Here is a 25641-nt window from a genome sequence, read left to right as displayed (position 1 = left end):
CGACATGGTAAAGCAGTGGTTTAGGTCTGGTTCTCCTTGGATTTGGATGACCGGTGGTGCTGTCAGCATCAGTTTAATTTCAGTAATTGGTTTACTCGCCATGATTGCATGGAAGGGACTAAGCTTTTTTTGGCCATCTCAAGTTATGCAGTATGAGCTTGAAGGTTCAATTGCTAAGCAAACCGTTATTGGTGAAATTTATGACCGTGAATTAGTACCTAAGTCGCGCTTAGCGGCAACGGGTATTGATGTTTCTAAATTTGAAAAAGACGAGGTTGAGCGTTTACTGATTAAAACAGGTAACCGTGAGTATGTTGATTTAGATTTTCGCTGGATACTCGAAACCGATATTAAACAAAGTTCAGCGCCCAAAGCGCTCGCGGTGTTTGAGCGTAGTAAAAACGGTAACTTTTATGGGTATGTAGAGAGCGTCATTAAAGATGGCGAAACGGTAACAGCTGATAAAGTTGAAACCTTACATGACCTTGTAGAGCGTGCGGTTGACTTAAACGACGAAGCGCTTGATTTGCAAAATGGCGACATAGGGCATATTAACTATGAGCTAGAGCGTTTACGTTTACAGGAAAAAGCCTATTTGCTTGATAATGAGCTAACCGACGAGCGTGTTGCTGAACTTGCTCAAGCGCGTGCTGATTTACGTACGAAATATGGCGAATTAGAAAAAGAGCTATTTGCACTGCGTAAACAAGCTAAACGTGACCAAGTAATCGTAAAAGATATGCGTGGTGAGGTTGTTACAATCCCGCTATATCAAGTGTTGGACGTATGGTTTCCAAACGACATGGGCTTTTTTGCTAAACTAGGTCATTACTTTGTGCAGTTAGGTAAGTTTGTTTCAGATGACCCACGTGAAGCCAATACCGAAGGTGGCGTATTTCCTGCTATTTTTGGTACGGTATTTATGGTGATGTTAATGGCTGTGATTGTAACGCCATTTGGCGTGGTTGCTGCTATTTACTTACATGAGTATGCGGCTAAAAACGCAATTACTAAAATGATCCGTATTGCGGTTATTAACTTGGCGGGTGTTCCGTCTATTGTATACGGCGTATTTGGCTTAGGTTTCTTTGTTTATATGGTTGGTGGTAGTGTTGACCAATTATTTTATCCTGAGTCATCGCCTACCCCTGTATTTGGTACTCCTGGCGTGATGTGGTCGGCACTTACCTTGGCTATATTAACGTTGCCTGTGGTAATAGTGTCAACCGAAGAAGGTTTATCTCGTATTCCTAGTACAGTACGCGATGGTTCATTAGCACTGGGTGCGACTAAGGTAGAAACGCTATGGCGAATCATTATTCCTATGGCCAGCCCTGCAATTATGACGGGATTAATTTTAGCGGTTGCTCGTGCTGCGGGTGAAGTTGCACCGCTTATGCTGGTGGGTGTGGTAAAAATGGCGCCAACGTTACCGCTTGATGGTAACTTCCCATATATACATTTAGACAGAAAGTTCATGCACTTAGGTTTTCATATTTACGATGTTGGCTTTCAAAGTCCGAACGTTGAAGCGGCGCGTCCGCTGGTATATGCAACGGCCTTTTTGTTAGTGTCGGTTATTATTACCCTTAACATCACAGCCATTGGTATACGTAACCATTTACGTGAAAAATTCAGATCGCTTGAGCATTAATTTAGTATAGGTAACAAACATGATTACAGTCGCTCCAAAAGTAAACCAAGCAAAGCCAAGCTTGAAGTTAGATTTAAATAATTTAACAGACGAACAAAAAGCGCTAGAAATTAAAGATCTCGACCTTTACTACGGTGATAAACAAGCACTGAGTAAAGTAAATATGAATATTCCTAAAGGCCAAGTAACAGCATTTATCGGCCCGTCAGGTTGTGGTAAATCAACCTTATTACGTTGTATTAACCGCATGAACGACTTGGTTGATATTTGTCGTATTGAAGGCGAAATCATGCTGCATGGACAGAATATTTACGATAAAAGCGTTGATGTTGCAGCCCTTCGTCGTAATGTCGGCATGGTGTTTCAGCGTCCAAACCCATTTCCAAAATCAATTTATGAGAATGTGGTTTACGGCCTTCGCCTGCAAGGCATTAAAGAAAAGCGTAAGCTAGATGAAGTGGTAGAGCAATCGCTACGTGGTGCGGCTCTTTGGGATGAAGTAAAAGACCGACTGCACGATAGCGCATTTGGTTTATCGGGTGGTCAGCAGCAACGTTTAGTTATAGCCCGCTCTATTGCGATAGAGCCTGAGGTATTACTACTTGATGAACCAACATCAGCACTCGACCCGATTTCAACCTTAGTAATCGAAGAGCTAATTAATGATTTAAAGAATAAGTTTACCGTGGTTATTGTTACTCACAACATGCAACAAGCGGCTCGTGTTTCTGATCAAACAGCGTTTATGTATATGGGTGAGCTGATTGAGTATTCAGATACTAATACTTTATTTACGACGCCTACGAAGAAAAAAACAGAAGATTATATTACTGGTCGTTACGGCTAGTCGGGTTAAAACGCGAAAGCAATGAATTATTAAAGAAGGTCATTATGGAACACAACATTAATAAACATATTTCTGGTCGTTTTAATCAAGAGCTAGAAGATGTTCGTAACCATGTACTAAGTATGGGTGGATTAGTTGAGCAACAACTTAATAGTGCGCTTGATGCAGTAAGCCAAAACGATGCTGTATTAGCACAAAAAGTACGTGAAAACGACTATAAAGTTAATGCAATGGAAGTCAGTATTGATGAAGATTGCACCCGTATTATTGCAAAGCGCCAACCTGCAGCCAGTGATTTGCGTTTAGTAATTGCAATAGCAAAAACCATTGCTGATTTAGAAAGAATTGGCGATGAAGCTAAGCGAATTGCTAAAGTTGCACTAGACTCATTTACTAAGGATCAACAAGATTTATTAGTAAACATTGAAAATATGGGTCGCCAAGTATCTAAAATGTTGCATGACGTTTTAGATGCATTTGCACGTATGGATGTGCAACGCGCATTTGAAGTGCATAAAGAGGATGCTAAAGTAGATAGAGAGTATGAAGCAATTACTCGTCAAATAATGACCTACATGATGGAAGATCCGCGCTCAATTCCAAAAATTATGGATTTAGTATGGTCTGTTCGCTCATTAGAGCGTATCGGCGATCGTTGTCAAAACATCGCTGAATATGTCATTTATTTTGTAAACGGCAAAGATATTCGTCATACATCTCAAGAAGATATTGAAAAATCACTGTAGTGATACGAATAACCAAAAAATATCAAAGGCAGTAATACACTGCCTTTTTTATTTTTTGTAAATAATTGAATGAGAAAAAGCGTTCACAATCTAGCTTAATGCTGTAAAATTCAGGCTGAACAGCATATTGAATTGATTAAAGGGTCAGTTATGCCAACAAATTTTTTAGGTGTTTTTGCTAAATCCCCTATAAAACCAATAGAAGAACACATCAGGAAGGCTCATCAAGCTAGCGAAAGTTTGATACCTTTTTTTAATCATGTTTTTAAAGAAGAGTGGCAACAAGCAGAAGAGCTACGTTTAACCATTCGTAATTTAGAACGTGAAGCTGATGAAATGAAAAGAACTATACGTTTACAACTACCTGGCGGGCTATTTATGCCAGTAGAGCGTACAGATCTGCTCGAATTAGTAACCCAACAAGACAAAATTGCTAACAAAGCAAAAGATATTGCTGGGCGTGTAATTGGTCGTGAAATGATCATACCAAAAGAGATCCAAGAAGACTTTTTGGCATATGTCACTCGTTGTGTCGATGCAACTAAACAAGCATCTAAAGCGATCAATGAATTAGAAGAATTGTTAGAAACGGGCTTTAAAGGCAGGGAAGTAACTCTGGTTGAAAAAATGCTCGTAGAATTGGATGCCATAGAACAAGACACGGATGAAATGCAAATTAGAATACGCCGCCAGCTACGTAAAGTAGAAAGTGAGCTAAATCCAGTTGATGTGATGTTTTTATACAAAATCATTGAATGGGTCGGTGAGCTTGCAGATATTGCAGAGCGCGTAGGATCACGTCTTGAGCTGATGTTAGCTCGTTAATTTAAAATCAGTTCAAACACGAAAGATTAAGGTTACACAATGGATATCATTGCATCTTACGGCACGGTATTAATTTTAATTGCCGCAGCAGTCGGCTTTTTTATGGCTTATGGTATTGGCGCAAACGACGTTGCCAACGCGATGGGTACATCAGTAGGTTCAAAAGCACTTACTATTAAACAAGCGATTTTTATCGCGATGATTTTTGAATTCGCAGGTGCTTATTTAGCCGGTGGTGAAGTAACATCAACAATTCGTAAAGGAATTATTGATGCTGCCCCATTTGCCGACATTCCTGAACTGATGGTTCTAGGTATGATCGCTTCTTTATTTGCCGCGGGCAGTTGGTTATTAATGGCCTCCTTTTTAGGCTGGCCGGTATCGACTACTCATTCAATCATTGGCGCGATCATTGGTTTTGCTCTTGTTGCTGTGGGCACTGAGGCTATTCAATGGGGTAAAGTTGCTGGTATTGTAGGTAGCTGGATTGTAACGCCGGCGATATCAGGTTTCATAGCTTACTTAATATTTATGAGTGCGCAAAAGCTGATTTTTGATACCGACGCTCCACTTAAAAATGCAAAGCGCTTTGTCCCAATATACATGGGTTTAGCTGGCTTTATTATGGCACTAGTGACCATTAAGAAAGGCTTAAAGCACATTGGTATTAATTTAGGTACCGTTGAAGGTTTTGCTATTTCTATTGGTATAGCGGTACTGGTTGCTGTTATCGGTAAAATTGCTATTTCTCGTTTAAATATCGATCCTAAAGCGGATAGAGAAATGCAGTTTAACAATGTAGAAAAAGTATTTGCGGTACTTATGGTACTAACCGCTTGTTGTATGGCATTTGCCCATGGTTCTAACGACGTTGCTAATGCAATTGGACCTCTAGCAGCAGTTGTAAACATTGTTGAAAACAACGGTGAAATTGCTAAGAAAGCCGCTATTGCTTGGTGGATATTACCACTAGGTGGTTTTGGTATTGTTGCCGGTCTTGCTATTTTAGGCAAAAAAGTAATTAAAACCATTGGTGAAGGTATTACTCATTTAACACCAAGCCGTGGTTTTGCTGCTGAATTAGCCGCTGCCTCTACCGTTGTTATTGCATCGGGCACAGGCTTACCTATTTCAACCACACAAACCCTAGTAGGTGCTGTGTTGGGTGTAGGTATGGCACGTGGGATTGCCGCACTTAACATGGGTGTAATAAGAAATATTGTAGTTTCTTGGGTAATTACATTGCCAGTTGGTGCTGCCCTTGCTATTGTTATTTTCTACGTACTAAGAACCGCCTTTGGGGTTTAATAAAAAGTACTTAAAAGACTTTTAGCTTGAAAAGATCTCAATGCCCTTGGTGTTGGGGTCTTTTTATTTGTGGAAAGAAACATGACCAATCTCCCTAGTATTAAACAGCTGCAGTATTTATTAGCAGTACATCAACATCAACATTTTGGCCGAGCAGCAAGTGCCTGTTTTATTGGTCAGTCAACGCTCAGTACTGCGATTCAAAACCTAGAGGAAACTTTAGGATGTCAGCTTATAGAGCGAGAAAATCGCAGCCTAATGTTTACCACTATTGGTGAAGAGGTGGTTGAGCGTTCAAGAAAAATAATCAACGATACTATTAGTTTAAAAGAGTTAACTAAAAGCTTTTTAACACCGCTTAGTGGTACATTAACGGTTGGTGTTATTCCTACGATTGCGAGCTTTATTGCAGCGCCTTTGTATCACTTTTGTCAGCAAACATTTGTAGATTTAGAGTTGGTATTGATTGAAGACACCAGCGATAAGTTGCTTGATAAGTTAGAGCATGGGCAAATTGATTTAGCATTATTAGCGCTGCCTTACGAAACTGATAAATTTCATACCCAAGTATTAGCACAAGATCACTTTAGTTTAGTGCACCATAAAGATTACACGCCAGCCAAAGGCATTGAAGACTTTAATTTATTACCAGAAGCCAGTGTATTTTTACTTGAGCGAGAGCATTGTATGACAGGGCATGCGCTCAGTGCGTGCCATTTAAATCGCTCTAGCTGTATAAATCCCTTTGAGGCGGCTAGCTTACATACTTTATTGAGTATGGTTGAGTATAAACTTGGCGTGACGTTTTTACCGCAAATGGCGATTAATGCAGGTATTTTAGAAAACAAAAACATGCTAGCTACGCCATCGCAAGGTGATGCCTATCGCGATATTGGTGTATTGTGGCGTAAAACAACAGGGCGCATTCGTGACTTTAAATTGTTTAGCCAACAATTAGAGGTCTTTTTGAAAAAGCAGTGTAGTGTTGATTTTAAATAGGTAAAAAAAGCGTATTTTAATTAATACGCTAAATAACACGGGGAATTATAGAGGCTGCTTATGCTGGCTGTGGTAGCTCTCTAGCGGCGGTAAAAATAGTAAGTAAACCCATACAACAACATTAAAGTACGGGACCAGCCCAAGCACTGTGAAGGTTTTTACAGGGTAGCCTTTAATCTGGGCATACTTGTAACATTGAAGCGCAATAGCAAAGTGTATAAACAATAATAACGTGATTAGTTGCGTCATAAACGTCCTCCTCATGCCCCTATGTCCACCTTTAACAGTATAGACATCTAGACGATAAGAAATAAAGATGTCACGTAAAATCAAGGTAATCACTTAATTTTCATGACATTGTGCTGCCGATAAGCAAAGTATAGGTTAGATGGGCAAATTTGAAAGTAATAAATTGCTTAAATTTGTTTATTAATGTTTATAGTGACGTGAGGGTGTCTTGATAAAAAATAGGGTTGTTTTTAATTTTTTCTAACTCAATCAGTACCTTGTCAATTGGTACAGGGCGAGCAATAAAGTAGCCTTGCCCATAGTCGATACCAATTTCTTTAAGTGCAAAAAACACTTCTGCAGTTTCTACATATTCAGCAACAGAGCGCTTATTTAGTGAGCGACTGATGTCATTTATGGCCTTTACTAGCGCTAAATCAATGGAGTCATTAAGCATATCGCGTACAAAGGAGCCGTCAATTTTTACGTGTTGAGCTGGTAATTGTTTAAGGTAATTAAAGGTACTAAATCCTGTGCCAAAGTCATCAATTGAAAAGTGGCAACCTAAATTATTTAGTCGTTCAATCATTTTTCGTGTCGCCGCTAAATTATTAATACTGGCCGATTCGGTTATTTCAAAAATAATTTTCGCAGGAGACACTTGATACTTCTCAAGGGTCGATTCTATTAATGGCAGTAAACGTTCATCTAAAAATGATTGTGCCGATAAGTTTATTGCAATCTGAAGAAGCTCTGGATGTGCAGCAACACTCGCAATGCTGTTACGAATAACACATTGGTCCATTAAAAAGGTATCGTTGAGCATTTCCAATGAGGGAATAAATTGATTAGGGTAAATAAGTTCGTCGTCTAGCTTTAACCTTAGCAGTACTTCAAAGTAGGCAACCTGATTTGTTTTAAAATCCCAAATGGGTTGATAATGAAGCTCTATACTGTCTTGTTGGAGTGCTTGACGTACCCCATGGCCCCACTCTAAACCCGTTTGCAGCGCATTATTCTCACCATCTTGTTTTGAATAACAGTGTACTAAGTTACGGCCTAAATTTTTAGCAATATATAACGCAATATCTGACTGCTTTAAGCATTCATTTGGATCGCAGTTATCAGCGGTAATTTGGGTTAAACCAATCGAGCAACTAATTGAATAGATTTGCTCTTCAGATTTAAATTGGTTGCCTTCAATGGCACTACAAATCCCTTCTGCAATTAAATGTGCATCCAATAAATTGGTATTTTTAAGTATCACCGCAAACTCATCGCCACCGACACGGCAGATTAGATGCTCATTACTAATATTGGCAATAAATAGCTGCGCCACTTCTTTTAAAACAATGTCACCTTGTTGGTGGCCTTTGCTGTCGTTTATTATTTTAAAGTGGTCAAGGTCAATATAAATAAGCGCGTGTTCAATATTTGTATGGGTGTTTTCGCTCTGGCAAATATAGTTAAGCTGTTGGTCAAAATAATAACGATTGTGTAGCCCTGTTAAGGTGTCATGCAGGGCTAAATGGCGCAATTGCAACTCTGCTTGTTTGCGCTCATGAATGTTATCGAGTGTGGCGGTGATAGTGGCGTTGTTGCTGCTATTTTTTATTAACTGAAGCCGACATTCTACCCACACTGAGTTACCATTTTTTTGGCTCAGTTTAACTTCTATTTTTTGTTTGTTCGCGCCACCTTGTAAAATATCATCAATGGTTGATTGTAATGACTGTTTATATTCTGTGGTACAAAACGCAGTGAGTGGTTGTTGTAAGGACGACTTAACTCCAAAACCACTTAGAGATTCCCACGCCGGGTTTATAAAGCGAATACTTCCTTGTTGGTCTAGTTCAAGTACAACCGTGTTCAGGTGCAATAAAATACGCTGATGCGCTGAAAATAGGTCACGATATTTTACTTCACTAATGCTTAATTGCTGCACTTTGTTAGCAAACTCAGCATAGCTCACCATAAAATCTTCACGACGCGCTGCATGATCACAGACTTTATTTAAAAATGAGGGATCGTAAGGGGCGCGAATAAAGTCGGTAACGCCAGAAAGTAATAACTGCTCAGCGTAATCAGCATCGTTTTTATCAATAATAGTAACAATGGCTTGCTGAGGGTTATGCTGCAAAATCTTTTCTACTAATTGATTTGAACTCTCAGCTTGTGCTGCAGTGGCATCGAGTAGCACGATAGCAAACGGCTGTTGATTATAGGCACTGAGCGCGGCTTTTTCGTTAGTAACATGAGTAATTGCAAAGTTAAGCTTTAATTGTTCACTCATGTCGTATGCTCTGCTGGTAAAGGGTTCTAATAACAACAGGTTTAAGCGACTGCTTTTTTCTAAATGACTCGACAGCACATTTGCTAGTATTTGCGGCAATATATCTTGGCGTTCAAAAGGCAGTACTGCATCTATGCCATAGCTACGTGCGGTAGTTTCGGCGATACGCTCACAATAAATGGGCGGAATAAGTAAAATAGGCGTATTTTTCGGCGTGTTAAGTAAACCAGAGCGGATCATACGTGAAAACCGCCAGCCATCAATTTTACCTACATCTAATCCGGTTATGATTATATTTACGCTTTGGTTCTTTAAGATTTTTAACGCATCTTGGCTGTCTGAGGCTTCAATAAACTCAAACACACTAAGCCTCTCCAGCGTGGCACGTATAGTCTGGCGCTCATCATTACTTGCATTTAATATTAGCAATTTAAGCTGTTTTGCCACTTAGGTACCACTCCGAGAAATGCAGATCGTAAAACTATAAGAGTAATGATATTTAGTGCTAAGAACAAGCGTATTTATTATAGAGCGGCCTTAAATCTAACGATCAATCTTAAATCTATTTGTAGTAATAATTGACTTAATTTAATAAATAAGTTTATTGAGCAATACCATTATAGTGTAATTTAGCACGTACCTTGTGGTTGTTTAAGTATAGATATACACTTGGCGCGATTTTAAATGATGTGGAATTCTAACAATGCGCGTAGCTGATTTTAGCTTTGACTTACCTGATGAATTAATTGCTCGTTTTCCAAAAGCAGACAGAACTAGTAGCCGTTTATTAAGCTTAGACGGGCCGAGCGGTGCTGTTGAGCATAAAATATTTAGTGACATTCTTGAACTGGTTAACGAAAACGACTTATTGGTTTTTAACAACACCAAAGTAATACCTGCGCGTATGTTTGGTCAAAAAGAATCAGGAGGTAAGGTTGAGGTGCTGGTAGAGCGTGTATTAGACGAACACCGGGTTCTTGCGCACATTCGTGCTAGTAAATCGCCAAAACCGGGCAATGTACTCATTTTAGAGGGCAAAGCAAAAGCCATTATGGTGGCACGCCACGATACGTTATTTGAGCTTGAGTTTGACCGCAGTGAAAATGTGCTCGACATTTTAAATGATGTTGGCCATATGCCGCTTCCTCCTTACATTGATCGCCCAGATAATGAAGCGGACCGAGAGCGATACCAAACAGTATATGGTGAAAAGCCAGGCGCCGTAGCTGCACCAACCGCAGGCCTTCATTTTGACGATAAACTCATGGCTGCGCTTGAAAATAAAGGCGTACAAATGGCGTTTGTTACCTTGCATGTTGGTGCAGGTACATTCCAGCCAGTTAGGGTTGAAAGTGTTGATGAGCACATCATGCACTCTGAATATATTGAAGTACCGCAAGCTGTGGTGGATGCGGTTGCAAACACTAAAGCTAAAGGCGGGCGTGTGATTGCGGTAGGTACAACTTCAGTTCGCTCACTAGAGTCGGCAGCAAAAATACATGGCGGCAAGTTAGATACTTACTTTGGTGATACCGATATTTTTATTTTCCCAGGTTATCAATTTAACGTTGTTGATGCCATGGTCACCAACTTCCATTTACCTGAATCAACCCTAATTATGCTGGTCAGTGCCTTTGCAGGGCAAGACAATATTATGGGTGCTTACAATACTGCGATTGAACAACAGTATCGCTTTTTTAGCTATGGCGATGCGATGTTTTTGACCCGTAAATAATTTACAGCGTTATCGGTTTTTATTTTACTCCTAAGCACAGTGAATTTATCACTGCTAATAGTAATAGGGTGGTAAAAAGGGTAGAATCGAGCGGTTAAATTATAGCTTGTTGGACTGTTTTTCCGACACAGAGGATATTATGAAATTTGAATTAGACTGCACCGATGGCAAAGCACGCCGCGGTCGCTTGATTTTTGACCGAGGTGTAATAGAAACACCAGCGTTTATGCCTGTAGGCACTTATGGCACGGTTAAAGGCATGACACCTGATGAAGTTAAAGCAACGGGTGCACAAATCTGTTTAGGCAATACATTTCACTTAATGTTGCGTCCAGGTACTGAAATCATCAAACAGCATGGTGATTTACACGATTTTATGAACTGGGACTTCCCAATTCTTACTGACTCAGGCGGTTTCCAAGTATTTAGCCTTGGCGCAATGCGTAAAATCACTGAAGAAGGCGTAATGTTCCAATCGCCAGTTAATGGTGATCAAATTATGATGTCGCCAGAGAAATCAATGGAAGTGCAGCGTGATCTTGGCTCAGATATCGTGATGATATTTGACGAATGTACGCCATATCCTGCCACTGAAAAAGAAGCCAAAGACTCTATGGAGCTTTCTCTTCGTTGGGCTAAGCGCTCAAAAGAAGGGCATGGCGACAACCCGTCAGCATTGTTTGGTATTATTCAAGGCGGTATGTATCCTGAGCTTCGTGCACAATCACAAGCGGGCCTTGAAGAGATTGGTTTTGATGGCTATGCACTTGGTGGTTTATCGGTTGGTGAACCTAAAAATGAAATGATTAATATTCTTGATCATTGTGCTTATAAAATGCCAGAAAACAAACCACGTTATTTAATGGGTGTAGGCAAGCCAGAAGACTTAGTTGAGTCGGTTCGTCGTGGTATTGATATGTTTGACTGTGTAATGCCAACGCGTAATGCACGTAATGGTCACTTATTTATTACAACGGGTACCATTAAAATCCGTAACGCAGTGCATAAAACAGATACGGGTCCACTTGATCCAGAGTGTGATTGCCATACCTGTAAAAATTATTCGCGCGCCTACTTGCATCATTTAGACAAATGTAACGAAATTTTGGGTGCACGACTAAACACTATCCATAACTTACGATACTATCAACGTGTTATGGAAGGTTTGCGTAATGCTATTAGCGAAGGTCAACTAGAGACATTTGTCCACGATTTTTACGCTCGCCGAGGCCAAGAAGTGCCAGAGCTAGCTGATACAACAAATTAAAATTTAAAAATTAAAGAGGAAGTATTATGAGTTTATTTATTTCAAACGCGCATGCAAGCGCTGGTGCACCTGCAGCAGGCGGTGGTATGGAAATGCTAATTATGTTAGCGATTTTTGGTTTGGTTTTTTACTTTTTAATTTACCGCCCGCAAGCAAAGCGCGTAAAAGAGCATAAAAGCTTAATGAGTGCGATGGCAAAAGGCGATGAAGTGCTAACCCAAGGTGGTTTAGTGGGTAAAATCGTAAAAATTGCTGAAGATAAAGACTTCATCGTGATCTCATTAAATGAGCAAGCAGAAGTAACAGTACAAAAATCAGCAGTATCTGCTGTATTGCCTAAAGGCACAATGAAGTCGCTATAAAAATAATAAGGACGACCCCGTGTTAAACAAGTTTCCAATTTGGAAGTATTTACTTGTTTTAGCTGTGTTAGCCATTGGCCTTTTATATGCTTCACCAAACCTGTATGGCCGCGATCCGGCCATACAGGTTTCTGGCGCTAAAGGCACCGATGTTGACCTCAGTGTTGTAGACAAAGTAAACGCAATCCTCAAAAAAGACAACGTAAGCGCTAAATCGACAAAGCTTGAAGATGGGCAAATTCTTGTTCGTTTTAAAAATGTTGAAGACCAACTAAAAGCACAAGACTTACTGCGTAACTCGCTAAGTAACGATTATATCTCAGCGATTAATATGGCTCCTGCACAACCGGCTTGGTTAAAGTCGCTGGGCGGTAATCCTATGAAGTTAGGCCTAGATTTAAGTGGTGGTGTACATTTCACCATGGAAATCGATATGGTCACTGCGGTGGATAATCAGTTAGAGCAGATGGAGCAAGATTTCCGTAGCGACCTGCGTGAAGAAAAACTACGTTATCGGAGTGTGCGCCGCGTAGCTGGTTCTGAGCGCATGCGTGTAGAAATGCGTAACGAAGAAGATAAAGACGCTGCAGAGCGCTTTTTAGAAAGCCGTTACCCATTAAACGTTTACATTGATGATAGCAGTAACGATAACGCATTCTTTGCCACTATGAGTGAGCTAAAGCTAAAAGAAATTCGTGACTATGCTATCAAGCAAAACGAAACTATTATTCGTAACCGTATCAACCAAATTGGGGTTGCAGAGCCAAACGTACAGCGTCAAGGTGCTGAACGTATTATTGTGCAATTACCAGGGATTCAAGATACCGCTCGCGCTAAAGAAATTTTAGGTGCTACGGCAACGCTTGAGTTTCGTGAGGTTGACGAAAATGCTGACATAAGCGCCGCTGCTCAAGGTCGTATCCCACCGGGTACTGAAATGATCATGAGCCGTGATGGTTATCCTGTGGTACTAAAAAAACGCATTATTCTTGAAGGCAGCCATATTACTGGTGCGCAGTCAGGTGCAGATGAGTACCAGCGTCCACAAGTAAGCATTAAACTCGATAGTAAAGGTGGGGCAAAAATGAATGCCTTTACCAAGCGTGCTATCGGTAAACGTATGGCTACCGTGTTTATTGAATACAAGCCATCAGGTAAAAAAGACAGTGACGGTAAAGCACTTCCGCCAATTAAAGTGGAAGAAGTTATTAACGTAGCAACCATTCAAGCGCGTCTTGACCGTTCATTCCGCATTACCGGTATTGATAACCCAGCTGAAGCACATAACTTAAGTTTACTACTACGTGCGGGTGCACTGGTTGCGCCTATTCAAATTGTAGAAGAACGTACGGTTGGGCCAAGCCTAGGTCAAGAAAACATTGAAGCAGGTATGACCGCTGTAGCTCTTGGCTTTGCGTTTGTACTGGCCTTTATGCTTATTTACTACAAAGGTTTTGGCCTTGTTGCGAATATTGCACTGGCTGCCAACTTAGTACTTATTATTGGTGTTATGTCATTAATTCCTGGTGCAACGCTTACCTTACCGGGTATAGCTGGTATTGTACTGACTGTTGGTATGGCAGTTGATGCGAACGTACTTATATTTGAACGTATTCGTGAAGAGCTAGCCGATGGCCGCAGCCCTCAACAAGCAGTTCATTTTGGTTATGATAGCGCCTTTAGTACTATTTTTGATGCCAATATCACCACATTAATTGCGGCGATTATCTTGTTTGCTGTTGGTACCGGTCCTGTTGCTGGTTTTGCGGTAACCCTAGCAATTGGTATTTTAACCTCTATGTTTACAGCAATTATAGGTACCCGTGCGGTTATCAACCTATTTATTGGCGGTAAACGTGTTGATAAACTTTCAATTTAAGGAGCAGACATGCAAATTTTAAGATTGGGCGGAAAAACCCTTCGTTTCATGTCTCTTCGAAAAGTGGCAATGGGCTTTTCTACGCTATTAATTATAGCGTCGCTGACGTCACTTTTTGTTAAAGGCTTAAATTTCGGCTTAGATTTTACCGGCGGTACAGCGGTTGAGGTGGGGTTTTCGCAACCAGCCGATCTGAAAAAAGTACGTAATGTACTAGCTGAAAATGATTTTGCTGATGCATCGGTACAGCTTTTTGGCTCAAGCCAAGAAATACTGGTCCGTTTAGCCCCTCGCGGTGATGATGTAAAAGCAGAAGTAATTGGTAACCAAGTAATTGCTGCCCTTAAACAAGCTGATGATAGCGTAGTAATGCGCCGCATTGAGTTTGTAGGTCCAAGCGTAGGTGAAGACTTAAAAGAGCAGGGTGGCCTTGCCATGTTAACTGCACTTATTTGTATCTTAATTTATGTGGCGTTTCGCTTTGAATGGCGTTTTGCTGTGGGCGCAGTTGGCGCGCTTTTACACGATGTAATCATTACGATTGGTTTATTCTCGGTGCTTGGTTTAGAGTTTGACTTAACTATTTTGGCAGCAATACTTGCCGTGATAGGTTACTCACTAAACGATACCATTGTTGTATCAGACCGTATTCGTGAAAACTTCCGCAAAGTGCGCATTGACGACACGATTGAAATTATTGATATCTCGCTTACGCAAACACTTAACCGTACCTTAGTAACCTCAATCACTACTATTTTAGTACTGATTGCGTTATTTGTATGGGGCGGTCAAACCATTCATGGCTTTGCTACTGCACTACTATTTGGTGTGTTTATTGGTACTTACTCTTCAGTTTACGTTGCCAGCTCGGTGGCTATTGCCATGGGCGTAAGTAAAGAAGATTTAATACCAGAAGTGATTGAAAAAGAAGGCGCTGATTTAGATCCAATACCTTAATTGAGATTAAATTATTCTTAAAACAAAACCGCTCCTAGTGAGCGGTTTTTTATTGCCTCCTATATAAGTCACATAATAGTCATACTCAGTTGGTATTTTATTGCTCTTATTAAATTTTTATTTGAGCTAGTAGTGACTGAGCAACGACAAGTCTTAGAATCAATTTTACAACAAGGAGCAATAACAACCTTGTTCCAACCTATCTTCGATATAGCTAAGCAATCTATTATTGGGTATGAAGCGCTTAGCCGTGGCCCTAAAAATGGTCCATTAGCCATGCCAAATAAGCTATTCGAAGCGGCTCATAAATACCAATTGATTTCAGAGCTTGAGCTTTTATGCCGTTCTCGCGCCATTGAAAATTTTGTAAAACTCAGTCTGCAAGGGAAGTTATTTTTAAATGTCAGCCCAAAAATTCTACTCGATCCGAGCCACCCTAAAGGCGAAACCTTACATTTAATTGAACAGTTTGGTCTTGCTGCCAATCGAGTGGTGATTGAAGTAACTGAACAAGAAAAAGTAGATGATGGCTTTTTACTGTTAAAAACCATCGCTCATTATCGAGAGCTAGGCTTTACTATTGCTATTGACGATCTCGGTGCAGGTTATTCAGGACTAAAGCAATGGTCGCAGTTATGCCCAGATATTGTAAAAATTGATCGTTACTTTATTGATCATTGCGATCAAAGCGAAGTTAAAAAAGAATTTCTAAAATCAATTATGGTGTTAGCACGGGCAACAAATACAGCGGTGATTGCAGAGGGAATCGAACGTTCCGAAGAGCTAGATTTAGTTAAAAGTATAGGCATAAGTCATGTTCAGGGGTTCTTGTTAGAAAGACCGAGTCAACAGCCAAGTTATGACTACAACTGTAAACAGTTACAATCGCTCACTTCGACCCAAGCCGCCTCAAAGTTTGAACAATCAATGGCAATAGGTGTGCTTGCTGTTGCTCAGCCTGCTATTAGCAGTCATACGCGTTGTAAAGAAGCTCATGCACTTTTTGAGCAAGACAAAAGCATAATCAGCTTACCGGTATTAAATAGCAGTCAGCAGCCAATAGGGCTGTTACACAAAGATCAGCTAACAGAAGTGTTTGCCGCGCCTTATGGGCATGCACTTTATGATAAATGTGAAGTCACTGAGTTAATGGATAAACAACCTTTGGTGGTTGATGAAAATCAAATGCTTGATATTGTCTCCCAGCAAATAACAGAGCAAGACTTTGATATTCGTCGCCATATTGTTATCACCTGCAACAATAAATATTTAGGCTTGGCACCGCTCAGAGACATACTAAAGCACATTACAGCAGAAAAAATCCGCCACGCTCAACATGCTAACCCTTTGACCATGTTACCGGGTAATGTAGCAATTAGTGAGGTAATAGAGCAGCGTCTGCAACATAAACAGCCATTTTCACTAGCCTACATCGATTTAAATCACTTTAAACAATTTAACGATTTGTATGGCTATGCCAGTGGGGATAGCGTAATAAAACTTCTGGCCGATGTGACTGTAAAAGCGTGTGCGCACAGCGCTAATTTTGTCGGGCATATTGGCGGCGATGACTTTATGGTGGTGTTTGAAAAAAAAGATGCGGTGGAGATTTGTAATACTATTATCTCGCAATTTGAACTACAGTCACGCGTGTTTTTTACGCCAGAGCATATTGCTGGAAAAGGGTATTGGGCAACTAATCGAGAGGGCGAAAAGCAGTTTGTACCTTTACTTACATTATCGATAGGTTTAGTTGAGCCTGATCTGCAGCAGTGTAAAAATAGTCATCAAGTAGCGGCATTAGCGACAGATGCTAAAAAAGAAGCAAAACGTTATCGTCACAGCTACTTATTTATATGTAATCGAAGAAGGCCTGCTCCCGCTATTGTACGTTTATCCAATAGTAAAAAAAGTGGCTAACAAAAAGCAAAAAAGGAGCCTAGGCTCCTTTTTTTAGTACGTAATTACGATTAACGTAATAACGACTCAGATAATACTGGGCGCATTTCGCGAACAATCGCCTGTGTTAGCTTAGGTGCACCACAGATTACGTTACCGCTCACGTTGTAGTTATTACCGCCAGCAAAATCAACAATCATGCCGCCAGCTTCTTTAACTAATAGCTCGCCTGCTGCTGTATCCCAAGGTTTTAAACCAATTTCAAAGAAGCCATCAACACGACCTGCTGCAACATACGCCATATCTAGCGAAGCAGAGCCTGCACGACGAATATCAGCCGTGTGAACAAATAACGCTTTAAACGCTTCAGAGTATGCATCTAAGTGATGCTTTTGTTTGAAAGGAAAGCCTGTAGCAAGAACAGAACCAGCAAGTTCAACAGTTTTAGATACACGTAAACGTTTGCTGTTTAACTGTGCGCCTTGACCGCGAGAAGCAGTGAAAAGCTCGCCACGAATTGGATCGTAAATTACGGCTTGGTCTAAACGACCTTTAACTTTAAGTGCAATAGATACTGCGAAATGAGGGATACCCTTGATGAAGTTAGTTGTGCCATCAAGTGGGTCAACAATCCATTGGTAATCAGCATCCTTACCTTTGTGTTCGCCTAACTCTTCACCAACTATGCAGTGATCAGGGTAAGAACGTAAAATAGTGTCACGAATTACGGCTTCGGCTTCTTTATCAATGTTAGTAACTAAATCATTGGTGCCTTTTTGTTGCACTTCAACTTTTGATAAGTCTTCACTTGCACGAAGAATAAGTTTGCCTGCGTTACGCGCAGCGCGAACCGCAATGTTTAACATTGGATGCATGGTATTACCTTTGGGTTGTAAAAGAACGTTTATATATTTAAGCCGGCGTATTTTAGCGGTTTTTGCCATAAAGTAAACCATAAAGCCTAAATACTTATGAGTGTTTTTTGTACAGCTATGATCTTTCGATATATTTATTGAAATAAAAACAAGCAATAAATTTGTAAATTAGCGCTTTACCTAAAGTGAGCTTGAGGTTTTATGATGTTCTATATTCAATTAACAGGAAGAAAATTATGAAATTAGAACACGTAAATTTAGTTGTCAGTGATATAAACGCCATGCTTAAGTTTTACCAAGCAGCGTTTCCCTATTGGTCAATTAGAAGTGAGGGAGAAGGAACCTGGTATGGTAAAGCAAGGCGCTGGGTACATTTTGGTGATAACGATCAATATATTGCTATAAGTGATCACGGTGAAGGGAAAAACCGTGACTTATCAGGGCATCAAATTGGTTTGGCACACTTTGCTTATATAACCAATAACTTAAATGCAGTAATAGCGCGCCTAAAGCATGCGGGCTTTGAAATAAGTAAGCAAGGCGCTGTAAATCCATTTAGAAAGAACATTTATTATATTGATCCCGCAGGGTTTGAGGTTGAGTTTGTAGAGTACATGAGTGATGTACCTAGTGAGCGAAATAACGACTTATAATATGAATGAAGCCAACAATTTTGGCTTCATTAAATGTTTAGCATATTTAATAATGTTTACCATTCATGCCAAGTTGAGTTTTCAGATCATTTGCAAAGCTAATAAATTTTTCTTTAATAGTGCGTTTAACTTTAACTTCCACAGAGCCTAAAACAGTTTTTCCTTCAATTTGAATCGTTGGCCCTTGGCGTTTATTGAGTGAAACTGTTTTATTTTCAAAACTGCCTAAAATACAAAACATTTTAGAAACTACATTAACGTGCTCAGGTACATATATTTCTTCGCTGCCGAGGTAACAATTAACGTGAATAGTGACATGTTGGTGGGTAAAAATAGCATCCGTAAAATCAAGATTGATTGACCCCATGTAGTTTTCTATATAAATTTTTTGAGGAACGACCCATTGGCCGCTTCGTTCACTTGAGCCAAGAATGCTTCTTAATGTGAGTGGCTCTTCACTCCCCTTATGCTGCGCACCATAGTTAGGTGAAAACTGCGAGTGCTTTTGCGCCTTATATTGCTGATCAGTATTTAAGGTTAAATCTTCAACAAGGGCCATAAGCGCGTTATTGTTACTCGCTGCCATTGCATCGTCTAAGCGCCTTTCAAATGCTTCTACAGAAATGACACCATGGCTGTAATTATAAATGAGTTGATCAATTACTTGCTCACGAACTTGCTCGATAGGGCGGTCTTCAATTTTAACAGACATTTAAATTATCCTTTTAAGGTTGCTGGCTATTTCAGAGCAAGCCTTATACCAAATATTAATTTATTTAAAATCAGTGCTTTATGTTTTTTGTTTCTTCGTTTTTTATTATATTAACGACAGATTAACCAAATATACAATTATTTAGTAAGTTTCGCTATTCGAGAAAGTTTTACGCAATGGTCTGTAAATGTTTACTTTGTAGGTTTAAGTCAGCATTGGCTTGTTTTGACTAAGTCATTGAAATTAATGCGTAAAAAACATTGGCCCGATGTTCGCATTAGTTAAAGTGTCTTTAATCAAATGGAGAACGATTATGAAAACATTTAATAAGTCTATGATTGCAGCCCTAGTATTAGGAACAACCGCAATGGGCGCTCAAGCAAGCAGTTGGGAAAACGAAAGCAAAGATGCTTGGATTGATGGAAAGGCAGAAACAGTACTGCTGATGAACACCAATCTAAACAACTTTGATATCAACACGGACGTAAAAAACGGCAAGGTAATGCTAACAGGTAAAGTAAACAGCGACGTAGATAAAGAGCTTGCTGAAGAACTCGTGCTAAGCCTAGATGGTGTAACTGACGTTGAAAACAGTCTAACTGTGGTAAAAAACACCGACATGAAGAAGCATGATTCTAAAATGATGGGTAACGACACGGAAAGTGATTTGACCGATGCCAAAATCACAACAGTTATCACAACGCGTTACTTATTTGATTCTGAAGTAGGTGGTACAGACATTGATGTTGATACCGATAATGGTGTAGTAACTCTTAAAGGTTCAGTTGAGTCTGATGCTGAAAAGCAATTAGCGATGGAAATTGCTAAAAACGCAGAAGATGTTCGCGAAGTAGTTGATGAATTAACTGTTATTGCAGAATAATACACTATACTAAAAGCCCAGCCCTGCTGGGCTTTTTGCTTTGCTAACATTATAAGGATTAAATTATGGATATCATCAGAATTATTTTTTCTATTTTATTACCACCACTGGGTGTATTTTTACAGGTGGGGTTAGGGATGCACTTTTGGTTAAATATTTTGCTAACCTTGCTCGGCTATTTCCCAGGACTAATTCATGCGATTTATATTATCGCCAAAAAATAACGCCATATCGCAGTAATACATTTAATACTGAGTTGCTAATTGCCATCGTAAGGTATGTGTATTAGTTACTCAGACTACTATTATTTAATGAGTTCGTTTCCTCGAAGTCACCATCAATAAATCTAAAAGCCTACTATTTGAGCAGTTAGCCCCTTGATTGTTAAAATAAAGCTTTTTGCTAGTGACAAGCCCCTAAAAACTTTTTATACTGCAACCCGCTTTAGTCGCTCTGTGGCTAAACGCTTCAAAAATTAACTGTTTACAGTTATACAAAAATGGCCCCTTAGCTCAGTTGGTTAGAGCACACGACTCATAATCGTTAGGTCCCCAGTTCGAGTCTGGGAGGGGCCACCACTTTTCAAAGCCTTTCAAGTAAATAGAAACTCATTTTCCTAGTTTATAAATTCATTTTTGTTATTTCTATCGTATTTTTACCAGTGCACTGATTTTTGTATTAATTCTATTGAATACATTGCAATAAACACAGTTGAATCTACTATTAAAGTGTTATGGGGTTTTATTATAAAAATTTTTACTTAATAACCTTTAATATCGCTACTGTTAATTGTGTGCAGTATATAAAATTTCGCTTAGTTACTTCTTAGGTGCTCTATGTTATTGAAACGAAAAGTATACCTCAGTCTTATTCTGGCTGTTGTTGCTCCTTTAGCAATATCTACTCTAATATTTTCCAATAGTATTCGCTCAAATACAGAAGAAAAGCTAGCTAAAGTAGATCTACCTACAGCGCTTAGTGAAGTGAAAAGCCAAATTGAATTGGAGCTTTCGACACCCATTATTGTAGGCAAGGAAATAGCGCAAAACTTATTTGTTCAACAATGGATGAATAATAATGAAGATGCGCAAAGCCGTGGAAAATTTATTGATTACCTCAAACATATAAAAAATAAAAACCAAGCCAGTAACGCATTTATTATTTCTAAAAACTCCCGCAACTATTACACCGATGAGGGTATTTCCAGACAAATAGACAGCAGTGATACTTGGTTTGATTTTTTTTTAGCATCGGATAGGCCATTTGAAGTTGCGCTCGACATAGATAAAGGCAGCTCTGAGGTAATGGTATTTATTAATTATGCCATTGAGTTTGATGGGCAACGACAAGGAATTGCCGGAATAGGCCGTTCGCTCGATTCTATGGTGGATCTCATAAGCGAATATAGAATAGGTGAGGGCGGTATAGTTTATTTGGCCTCTGGTAGTGGCGAGATTATGCTGCATGGTGATAAAACTAAAATAGGTCAATCAGTTGACTTGGCGCCGATTAAAAATGGGGCAATTCAAAGTAAAGTAATTGATGGTGATGACTATGTTGTTTCAAGTACGCCAGTAAACTCATTAGGCTGGCACTTAGTCGCTGAAATTCCCCAAGAGCAATTATATGGCCCAATTAATAGCGCTATTAGTACTAATATCATTTTTGGTGTAATTATTGCGCTTGTAGGTTTAGCGTTAGCACGCGTGTTGGTAGGGCAAATATTTAGGCCAATCGAAAGCATTACTGCAGCAGTGAATGCGTTAACAGAAAAAGATGGCGATTTAACGGCGCGACTTCCTACTGACGATAATAATGAAATTTCCGATTTAGCGATTAAGTTTAATCTGTTTTTAGAGCAGTTACATTATATGTTTAAACAGGTTTCTGAGTCGGCAATTCATGTTAAAGGTATTTCCCAAGATGTACTTGAGCAAGTACAAGGAGCGGCTAATTTAGCTGAGGTACAGTCATCGAGTACACAAACGGTGGCGGCAGCGGTTAATGAGATGGAAGTTACGGTTCAAGATATTTCTGGCAGTGCCAGCAATGCGGCAGATATTGCTACTAAAACCGAAGAGACTACACATAAAGGCGTTGATTTTGTGCAAAGCACAATTAAACAAATGGAGCAGCTGGAAGCATCGATGGCCAATTCTGTGGCCTCAGTGTTAGAGCTCTCGACAGAGATTAAATCAATTTCTCATGTATTGGATGTTATTAAAGGGATTTCTGAGCAAACTAACTTATTGGCGTTAAATGCGGCAATTGAAGCGGCGAGAGCTGGCGAGCAAGGGCGTGGCTTTGCAGTAGTTGCTGATGAAGTGAGAACGCTTGCACAGCGTACTGCGGAGTCTACAGAGCAAATTAATGAGATGATTGCTTCGTTAAATGCTAAAGCTTCAAGCACGGTAACTGCGATTGAATTGGGTAGCAAAAACACCTTAGAAAATGCCGAGCGATTAAAAGAAACAGGCCATACATTAAATGGTATTTCACAGGAAATTGTACTGTTAAGCGAGTTAAATAACTCAGTGGCTACCGCAACGAGAGAGCAAACGTTAGCAACCTCAGAAATTAGCCAAAATATTGTGATGATTTCCGACTCGGCAGAGCAAACCAAAGAAAATATGAAAAAGTCAGAGCAGCTTTGTAGTGGCTTAAATAAAGAGTCGAATATTTTAAGGGATTTACTAGGTAAGTTTACGCTTTAACCGCGGTTTTATAAAAATTAGCAGAGCGGGGATACCATCATAGTTATAGAGCACTTGCCTATAACTATGATGTTTTAACAGCGGTTAATTTTTACGATAAATCTCGTGATTCATTTCGTAAATATTAACGCTTAAGCTATCAGAAGCTCTACAATATGTTTGTAGGCACGCTAGTAACTGCTCACTTAGTTTTTGTTTTTGCTCAATAGAGCGCCCAGCCATAATATGTACTGCAATATGAATAAACCCCTCTTTACCCACACCTAATTGGTAATGTTGATACGCAATAGCACGAGTTTTTATTGTTTCTAAATCAAATAAGCCACTTTCAAATGTTGTTGTGTGGATTTTTTCCACTAGAACCTGAGGCAATAAAGGCAGATCTTCTGAGTGTTCAATAATAATGTGTGGCATTTAGCGTATCCTCTTAAGATTGGTTTGTTTAATTATACCAAACGGGTTTGTACGCGCTAACCCTAGGAAGCTTAATTTTTTAAATTTGGTTTAAGCTGTTACCCTTATGGCAAATATTGATGGTTGATACGTTTTATATCAATTTGTGGTGACTTATACGAAGAGTACACCAGCCAGTTTGCACTCGTAATATAAGTTAAGCCAGAAGTACGGCTAAATGCGCGCTCAGGAAGCTTTATTACATCATGGTGATCTTTTTTTGAGAGGTCGTAATAACTTAATCGGTAATCACCTTGTTTTACATTAAAATAGTAAATACGTGATGTCGCTAAGGTATCGCCTTCAAAAAAATACCACGAATTATGATTTGATAAATTAATATCGCTAACCAGTAGTTGCTCAGTTTGGCTTTTAGGGCCTTTGATCCATAGTTGATTGGTTGCTTGGTTGGCAAAAATTAAAGCGCCTTGCTTGTTTTCATAAGCGTATAGCGTGGGAGCCTCTACAGCTTGTATAAGCTTATTAGTGCTTAAGTCTAAGCGATACACGTGCTGATCATCAGAAACTAATACGCTTTTACTATCTGCAGCCCAGCTCGGTTTACCATGATCGCTAAAGCCCGTAGGTAATAATCGACTGGTTTGTTTATTAAAGTCATACAGGTATAACGCATGACCACTAGGATGCGAGGCAACAAAAACAATATAATCACCATCTGGCGACCATACCGGGTTGTAAATATTGGCATTGAGATTAGTGAGCTGCTTTCGAGACGTACCGTCTTTTTTTGCGGTCCACAATTCCATTGAGCCCGACTCATTAGAGACAAACGCGAGTTTGTTTCTGGTTTTATTGTAATTAGGAAAGCGGGTACTAAAATGGCTCGATAATACTGGGAAAGGAGAGCTTGCAACCGCATTATTAACCTCTAAACGCATTAAAGCCGAGTCTATATTCCACTGATGAAAATACAAACTGCCATCACTGGCAAATTCTGGGTAGCTTAAGCCATCTATGCGGGCATTAATCATTTGTTGTGTTTTAAGGTTGTAAAAGTACCCTTGGCGTTTACCTTTTTTCACACCAGAAAAAACGAGTTGCGCTTTAGAGGGGTGCCAATCAACGCCTCTCATATCAATGAACCCAGTGGTTAGTTGCTTTGCATTACCTGTTTTTATGTCTATTAAAAATAGTTCTTCAAGCCCCGTTGGTAAGTTACGCGATACTACAAGTTGAGTTGCATCTGGGGAGAATACAACCGACTCATCGGTATATTGGCATGCTGAAATACAAGGTATCTGAGTAACTGTGTATGGCGATGAGGTTAAATCAACAAGGTTAAGTTGAGTCAGAGTATTTGTTTGATCTTCACTAATATAAACCAGTTGTGTGCCCGGGGCATTTATGTCTATATCGGTACTCGCTTTGTTACCACACTTCCCTAAAATCGTGGTATTTCCTGAGGCAATATTTTGCTGAATAACCTCGCAGCCTTGACCAGAGATGCGGCGATAATAATAAATAAAAGTTAAGTCGGGGCTAAATACCGCTCGACCTTCAATGAATGGGGTGTCGGTAAGAGCGATGGCTGCTTGTTCGGGTAAATGTAAATCACGCAAGTATAAATTAGCTTTATGACCAGGGCGGCGCCAAGAATATGCTAAAAAATGACTGTCGCTGGATATAGCGGGGAACAACTCTCGTCCTGGGCTGGTGGTAATGGTTTCAACATGATCGTATAACCGCTCTGCTTGTTGCGATAGCGCAAGTGGCTTATTTTCATCGCTAAAAGCGCTATAACCCCAGACACCAGCGAATAACAAGACCACGATAGCCATGACTACAGCGAAAATATATTTAGGGCGAGTAGAGGATGTATTAATACTGTTCTGCGCGTTTGGCATTATCGGTTTTTGCACTAAGCGATAACCTGTTTTACGCAGTGTTTCTATGTAGGTGTTGTCGGGGTCAAGCTCTTTAAAGCTTTTACGAAGGTGCCATATGGCATTAGTGAGCGCTTTCTCACCCACATATTGATTACCATCCCATACGTTTTCGATTAGTTGTTCGCGACTCACCGCATTTGGATAACACGCTACTAAGTAGGTCAGCAGCTCTATAAATTTAGGTTGTAAAATACAGGCTTTATCAGCACAAAACAGCTTATTTTCAAACGCCGATATTTGGCAATTTCCAATTGAAAAAGGCTGTTGAGTATTCATAGTATGTGTATTTAAACCTCTTCCTAGTATGAGTTATTAGCGATGTTTGTACGTGTTGTTTAATGCAAAGTAACACGATAATTAGTTAATATTCAATTTTACAACATTCTAACACAATAAATATAAGTCCATGATTATAAATAAATAGATATTAAATAGATGTAAAATA

General features: G+C 39.7%; 22 protein-coding genes and 1 tRNA gene. 17 read left to right on the top strand and 6 right to left on the bottom strand.

All coding sequences use genetic code 11. The annotated features are described in order from the left end of the window. Positions 1-4 precede the first annotated feature (4 nt). The 6 genes from pstA to FLM54_RS13685 all read left to right on the top strand — a co-directional run bounded on the left by pstA (position 5) and on the right by FLM54_RS13685 (position 6379). Positions 5-1654, top strand: coding sequence for a phosphate ABC transporter permease PstA (gene pstA, locus FLM54_RS13710; RefSeq protein WP_178956653.1), 1650 nt, complete (start codon positions 5-7; stop codon positions 1652-1654). 19 nt (positions 1655-1673) lie between these two features. Further along, positions 1674-2501 (top strand): phosphate ABC transporter ATP-binding protein PstB, encoded by an 828-nt coding sequence (gene pstB / locus FLM54_RS13705; protein ID WP_008114812.1) that lies wholly within the window; start codon positions 1674-1676, stop codon positions 2499-2501. Between the two features lie 44 nt (positions 2502-2545). Continuing rightward, positions 2546-3247 carry a phosphate signaling complex protein PhoU gene (gene phoU / locus FLM54_RS13700; protein ID WP_010391735.1) on the top strand — a complete coding sequence of 234 codons (702 nt, stop codon included), beginning with the start codon at positions 2546-2548 and terminating at the stop codon, positions 3245-3247. Between the two features lie 150 nt (positions 3248-3397). Then, positions 3398-4072: a TIGR00153 family protein gene (locus FLM54_RS13695; protein ID WP_008114817.1), complete on the top strand. Its 675-nt coding sequence runs from the start codon at positions 3398-3400 to the stop codon at positions 4070-4072. A gap of 39 nt (positions 4073-4111) precedes the next feature. Beyond that, positions 4112-5380, top strand: a complete 1269-nt coding sequence (locus tag FLM54_RS13690; RefSeq protein ID WP_138606597.1) for an inorganic phosphate transporter — start codon at positions 4112-4114, stop codon at positions 5378-5380. Positions 5381-5461: 81 nt separating this feature from the next. Then, positions 5462-6379: a hydrogen peroxide-inducible genes activator gene (locus FLM54_RS13685; protein ID WP_010391738.1), complete on the top strand. Its 918-nt coding sequence runs from the start codon at positions 5462-5464 to the stop codon at positions 6377-6379. Between the two features lie 45 nt (positions 6380-6424). Here FLM54_RS13685 and FLM54_RS13680 read toward each other — a convergent pair whose 3' ends face one another. Both FLM54_RS13680 and FLM54_RS13675 read right to left on the bottom strand, forming a co-directional pair. Then, positions 6425-6628, bottom strand: coding sequence for a hypothetical protein (locus FLM54_RS13680; protein ID WP_010391740.1), 204 nt, complete (start codon positions 6626-6628; stop codon positions 6425-6427). Positions 6629-6815: 187 nt separating this feature from the next. Continuing rightward, entirely contained in the window at positions 6816-9347 is a 2532-nt protein-coding gene (locus FLM54_RS13675; RefSeq protein WP_178956652.1) for an EAL domain-containing protein, read from the bottom strand. A gap of 256 nt (positions 9348-9603) precedes the next feature. On the opposite strand from FLM54_RS13675, the gene queA reads away from it, so the two are divergent. The 6 genes from queA to FLM54_RS13645 all read left to right on the top strand — a co-directional run bounded on the left by queA (position 9604) and on the right by FLM54_RS13645 (position 17020). Next, positions 9604-10635 carry a tRNA preQ1(34) S-adenosylmethionine ribosyltransferase-isomerase QueA gene (gene queA / locus FLM54_RS13670; RefSeq protein ID WP_138606589.1) on the top strand — a complete coding sequence of 344 codons (1032 nt, stop codon included), beginning with the start codon at positions 9604-9606 and terminating at the stop codon, positions 10633-10635. A 139-nt stretch (positions 10636-10774) separates the two neighbouring features. Continuing rightward, positions 10775-11902 (top strand): tRNA guanosine(34) transglycosylase Tgt, encoded by a 1128-nt coding sequence (tgt, locus tag FLM54_RS13665; RefSeq protein ID WP_054202633.1) that lies wholly within the window; start codon positions 10775-10777, stop codon positions 11900-11902. Between the two features lie 26 nt (positions 11903-11928). Continuing rightward, complete coding sequence (gene yajC / locus FLM54_RS13660; RefSeq protein WP_010391747.1) at positions 11929-12264, top strand: preprotein translocase subunit YajC; 336 nt, start codon at positions 11929-11931, stop codon at positions 12262-12264. 19 nt (positions 12265-12283) lie between these two features. Further along, positions 12284-14143, top strand: a complete 1860-nt coding sequence (gene secD, locus FLM54_RS13655; protein ID WP_010391748.1) for a protein translocase subunit SecD — start codon at positions 12284-12286, stop codon at positions 14141-14143. A 9-nt stretch (positions 14144-14152) separates the two neighbouring features. Further along, positions 14153-15100 carry a protein translocase subunit SecF gene (secF, locus tag FLM54_RS13650; RefSeq protein ID WP_178956651.1) on the top strand — a complete coding sequence of 316 codons (948 nt, stop codon included), beginning with the start codon at positions 14153-14155 and terminating at the stop codon, positions 15098-15100. Between the two features lie 132 nt (positions 15101-15232). Then, positions 15233-17020 carry a GGDEF domain-containing protein gene (locus FLM54_RS13645; protein WP_138606583.1) on the top strand — a complete coding sequence of 596 codons (1788 nt, stop codon included), beginning with the start codon at positions 15233-15235 and terminating at the stop codon, positions 17018-17020. Positions 17021-17070: 50 nt separating this feature from the next. Here the strand turns inward: FLM54_RS13645 and suhB are convergent, their stop codons facing one another. Next, positions 17071-17874 carry an inositol-1-monophosphatase gene (gene suhB / locus FLM54_RS13640; RefSeq protein ID WP_054202669.1) on the bottom strand — a complete coding sequence of 268 codons (804 nt, stop codon included), beginning with the start codon at positions 17872-17874 and terminating at the stop codon, positions 17071-17073. A gap of 236 nt (positions 17875-18110) precedes the next feature. On the opposite strand from suhB, the gene FLM54_RS13635 reads away from it, so the two are divergent. Further along, positions 18111-18527, top strand: coding sequence for a VOC family protein (locus tag FLM54_RS13635; RefSeq protein WP_178956650.1), 417 nt, complete (start codon positions 18111-18113; stop codon positions 18525-18527). Between the two features lie 46 nt (positions 18528-18573). On the opposite strand, the gene FLM54_RS13630 is transcribed toward FLM54_RS13635, so the two are convergent. Continuing rightward, positions 18574-19239 carry a LiaF domain-containing protein gene (locus tag FLM54_RS13630; RefSeq protein ID WP_178956649.1) on the bottom strand — a complete coding sequence of 222 codons (666 nt, stop codon included), beginning with the start codon at positions 19237-19239 and terminating at the stop codon, positions 18574-18576. A 313-nt stretch (positions 19240-19552) separates the two neighbouring features. On the opposite strand from FLM54_RS13630, the gene FLM54_RS13625 reads away from it, so the two are divergent. The 4 genes from FLM54_RS13625 to FLM54_RS13610 all read left to right on the top strand — a co-directional run bounded on the left by FLM54_RS13625 (position 19553) and on the right by FLM54_RS13610 (position 22836). Continuing rightward, positions 19553-20122 carry a BON domain-containing protein gene (locus tag FLM54_RS13625; RefSeq protein ID WP_138606577.1) on the top strand — a complete coding sequence of 190 codons (570 nt, stop codon included), beginning with the start codon at positions 19553-19555 and terminating at the stop codon, positions 20120-20122. Positions 20123-20187: 65 nt separating this feature from the next. Continuing rightward, on the top strand, positions 20188-20346 hold the full coding sequence (locus tag FLM54_RS13620) for a YqaE/Pmp3 family membrane protein (protein ID WP_008466367.1): 159 nt from the start codon (positions 20188-20190) through the stop codon (positions 20344-20346). Between the two features lie 277 nt (positions 20347-20623). Further along, positions 20624-20700 (top strand) — tRNA-Ile (locus tag FLM54_RS13615). Positions 20701-20958: 258 nt separating this feature from the next. Beyond that, positions 20959-22836 carry a methyl-accepting chemotaxis protein gene (locus FLM54_RS13610; protein ID WP_178956648.1) on the top strand — a complete coding sequence of 626 codons (1878 nt, stop codon included), beginning with the start codon at positions 20959-20961 and terminating at the stop codon, positions 22834-22836. An 84-nt stretch (positions 22837-22920) separates the two neighbouring features. Here FLM54_RS13610 and FLM54_RS13605 read toward each other — a convergent pair whose 3' ends face one another. Further along, positions 22921-23250, bottom strand: a complete 330-nt coding sequence (locus FLM54_RS13605) for a 5-carboxymethyl-2-hydroxymuconate Delta-isomerase (protein WP_008114843.1) — start codon at positions 23248-23250, stop codon at positions 22921-22923. 104 nt (positions 23251-23354) lie between these two features. Then, a complete protein-coding gene (locus FLM54_RS13600; protein ID WP_178956647.1) occupies positions 23355-25472 on the bottom strand; it encodes a winged helix-turn-helix domain-containing protein in 2118 nt (705 codons plus the stop codon). Positions 25473-25641: the final 169 nt, after the last annotated feature.

This window comes from Pseudoalteromonas sp. Scap25, from assembly GCF_013394125.1.
In the GTDB taxonomy this organism is placed as follows: domain Bacteria; phylum Pseudomonadota; class Gammaproteobacteria; order Enterobacterales; family Alteromonadaceae; genus Pseudoalteromonas.
Note: the sequence above shows the minus strand (reverse complement) of the source record. Positions and strands in the feature narration are given on the sequence as shown.

Excerpts from the sequence above, each read along its gene's own strand:
- FLM54_RS13620 (WP_008466367.1), top strand. The coding sequence starts at position 20,188 with ATGGATATCATCAGAATTATTTTTTCTATTTTATTACCACCACTGGGT.
- FLM54_RS13625 (WP_138606577.1), top strand. The coding sequence starts at position 19,553 with ATGAAAACATTTAATAAGTCTATGATTGCAGCCCTAGTATTAGGAACA.
- phoU (WP_010391735.1), top strand. The coding sequence starts at position 2,546 with ATGGAACACAACATTAATAAACATATTTCTGGTCGTTTTAATCAAGAG.
- FLM54_RS13680 (WP_010391740.1), bottom strand. The coding sequence starts at position 6,628 with ATGACGCAACTAATCACGTTATTATTGTTTATACACTTTGCTATTGCG.
- yajC (WP_010391747.1), top strand. The coding sequence starts at position 11,929 with ATGAGTTTATTTATTTCAAACGCGCATGCAAGCGCTGGTGCACCTGCA.
- FLM54_RS13630 (WP_178956649.1), bottom strand. The coding sequence starts at position 19,239 with ATGTCTGTTAAAATTGAAGACCGCCCTATCGAGCAAGTTCGTGAGCAA.
- FLM54_RS13695 (WP_008114817.1), top strand. The coding sequence starts at position 3,398 with ATGCCAACAAATTTTTTAGGTGTTTTTGCTAAATCCCCTATAAAACCA.
- queA (WP_138606589.1), top strand. The coding sequence starts at position 9,604 with ATGCGCGTAGCTGATTTTAGCTTTGACTTACCTGATGAATTAATTGCT.
- FLM54_RS13605 (WP_008114843.1), bottom strand. The coding sequence starts at position 23,250 with ATGCCACACATTATTATTGAACACTCAGAAGATCTGCCTTTATTGCCT.
- FLM54_RS13610 (WP_178956648.1), top strand. The coding sequence starts at position 20,959 with ATGTTATTGAAACGAAAAGTATACCTCAGTCTTATTCTGGCTGTTGTT.
- secF (WP_178956651.1), top strand. The coding sequence starts at position 14,153 with ATGCAAATTTTAAGATTGGGCGGAAAAACCCTTCGTTTCATGTCTCTT.
- FLM54_RS13685 (WP_010391738.1), top strand. The coding sequence starts at position 5,462 with ATGACCAATCTCCCTAGTATTAAACAGCTGCAGTATTTATTAGCAGTA.
- tgt (WP_054202633.1), top strand. The coding sequence starts at position 10,775 with ATGAAATTTGAATTAGACTGCACCGATGGCAAAGCACGCCGCGGTCGC.
- suhB (WP_054202669.1), bottom strand. The coding sequence starts at position 17,874 with ATGCATCCAATGTTAAACATTGCGGTTCGCGCTGCGCGTAACGCAGGC.
- FLM54_RS13635 (WP_178956650.1), top strand. The coding sequence starts at position 18,111 with ATGAAATTAGAACACGTAAATTTAGTTGTCAGTGATATAAACGCCATG.
- FLM54_RS13600 (WP_178956647.1), bottom strand. The coding sequence starts at position 25,472 with ATGAATACTCAACAGCCTTTTTCAATTGGAAATTGCCAAATATCGGCG.
- pstB (WP_008114812.1), top strand. The coding sequence starts at position 1,674 with ATGATTACAGTCGCTCCAAAAGTAAACCAAGCAAAGCCAAGCTTGAAG.
- FLM54_RS13690 (WP_138606597.1), top strand. The coding sequence starts at position 4,112 with ATGGATATCATTGCATCTTACGGCACGGTATTAATTTTAATTGCCGCA.
- pstA (WP_178956653.1), top strand. The coding sequence starts at position 5 with ATGGTAAAGCAGTGGTTTAGGTCTGGTTCTCCTTGGATTTGGATGACC.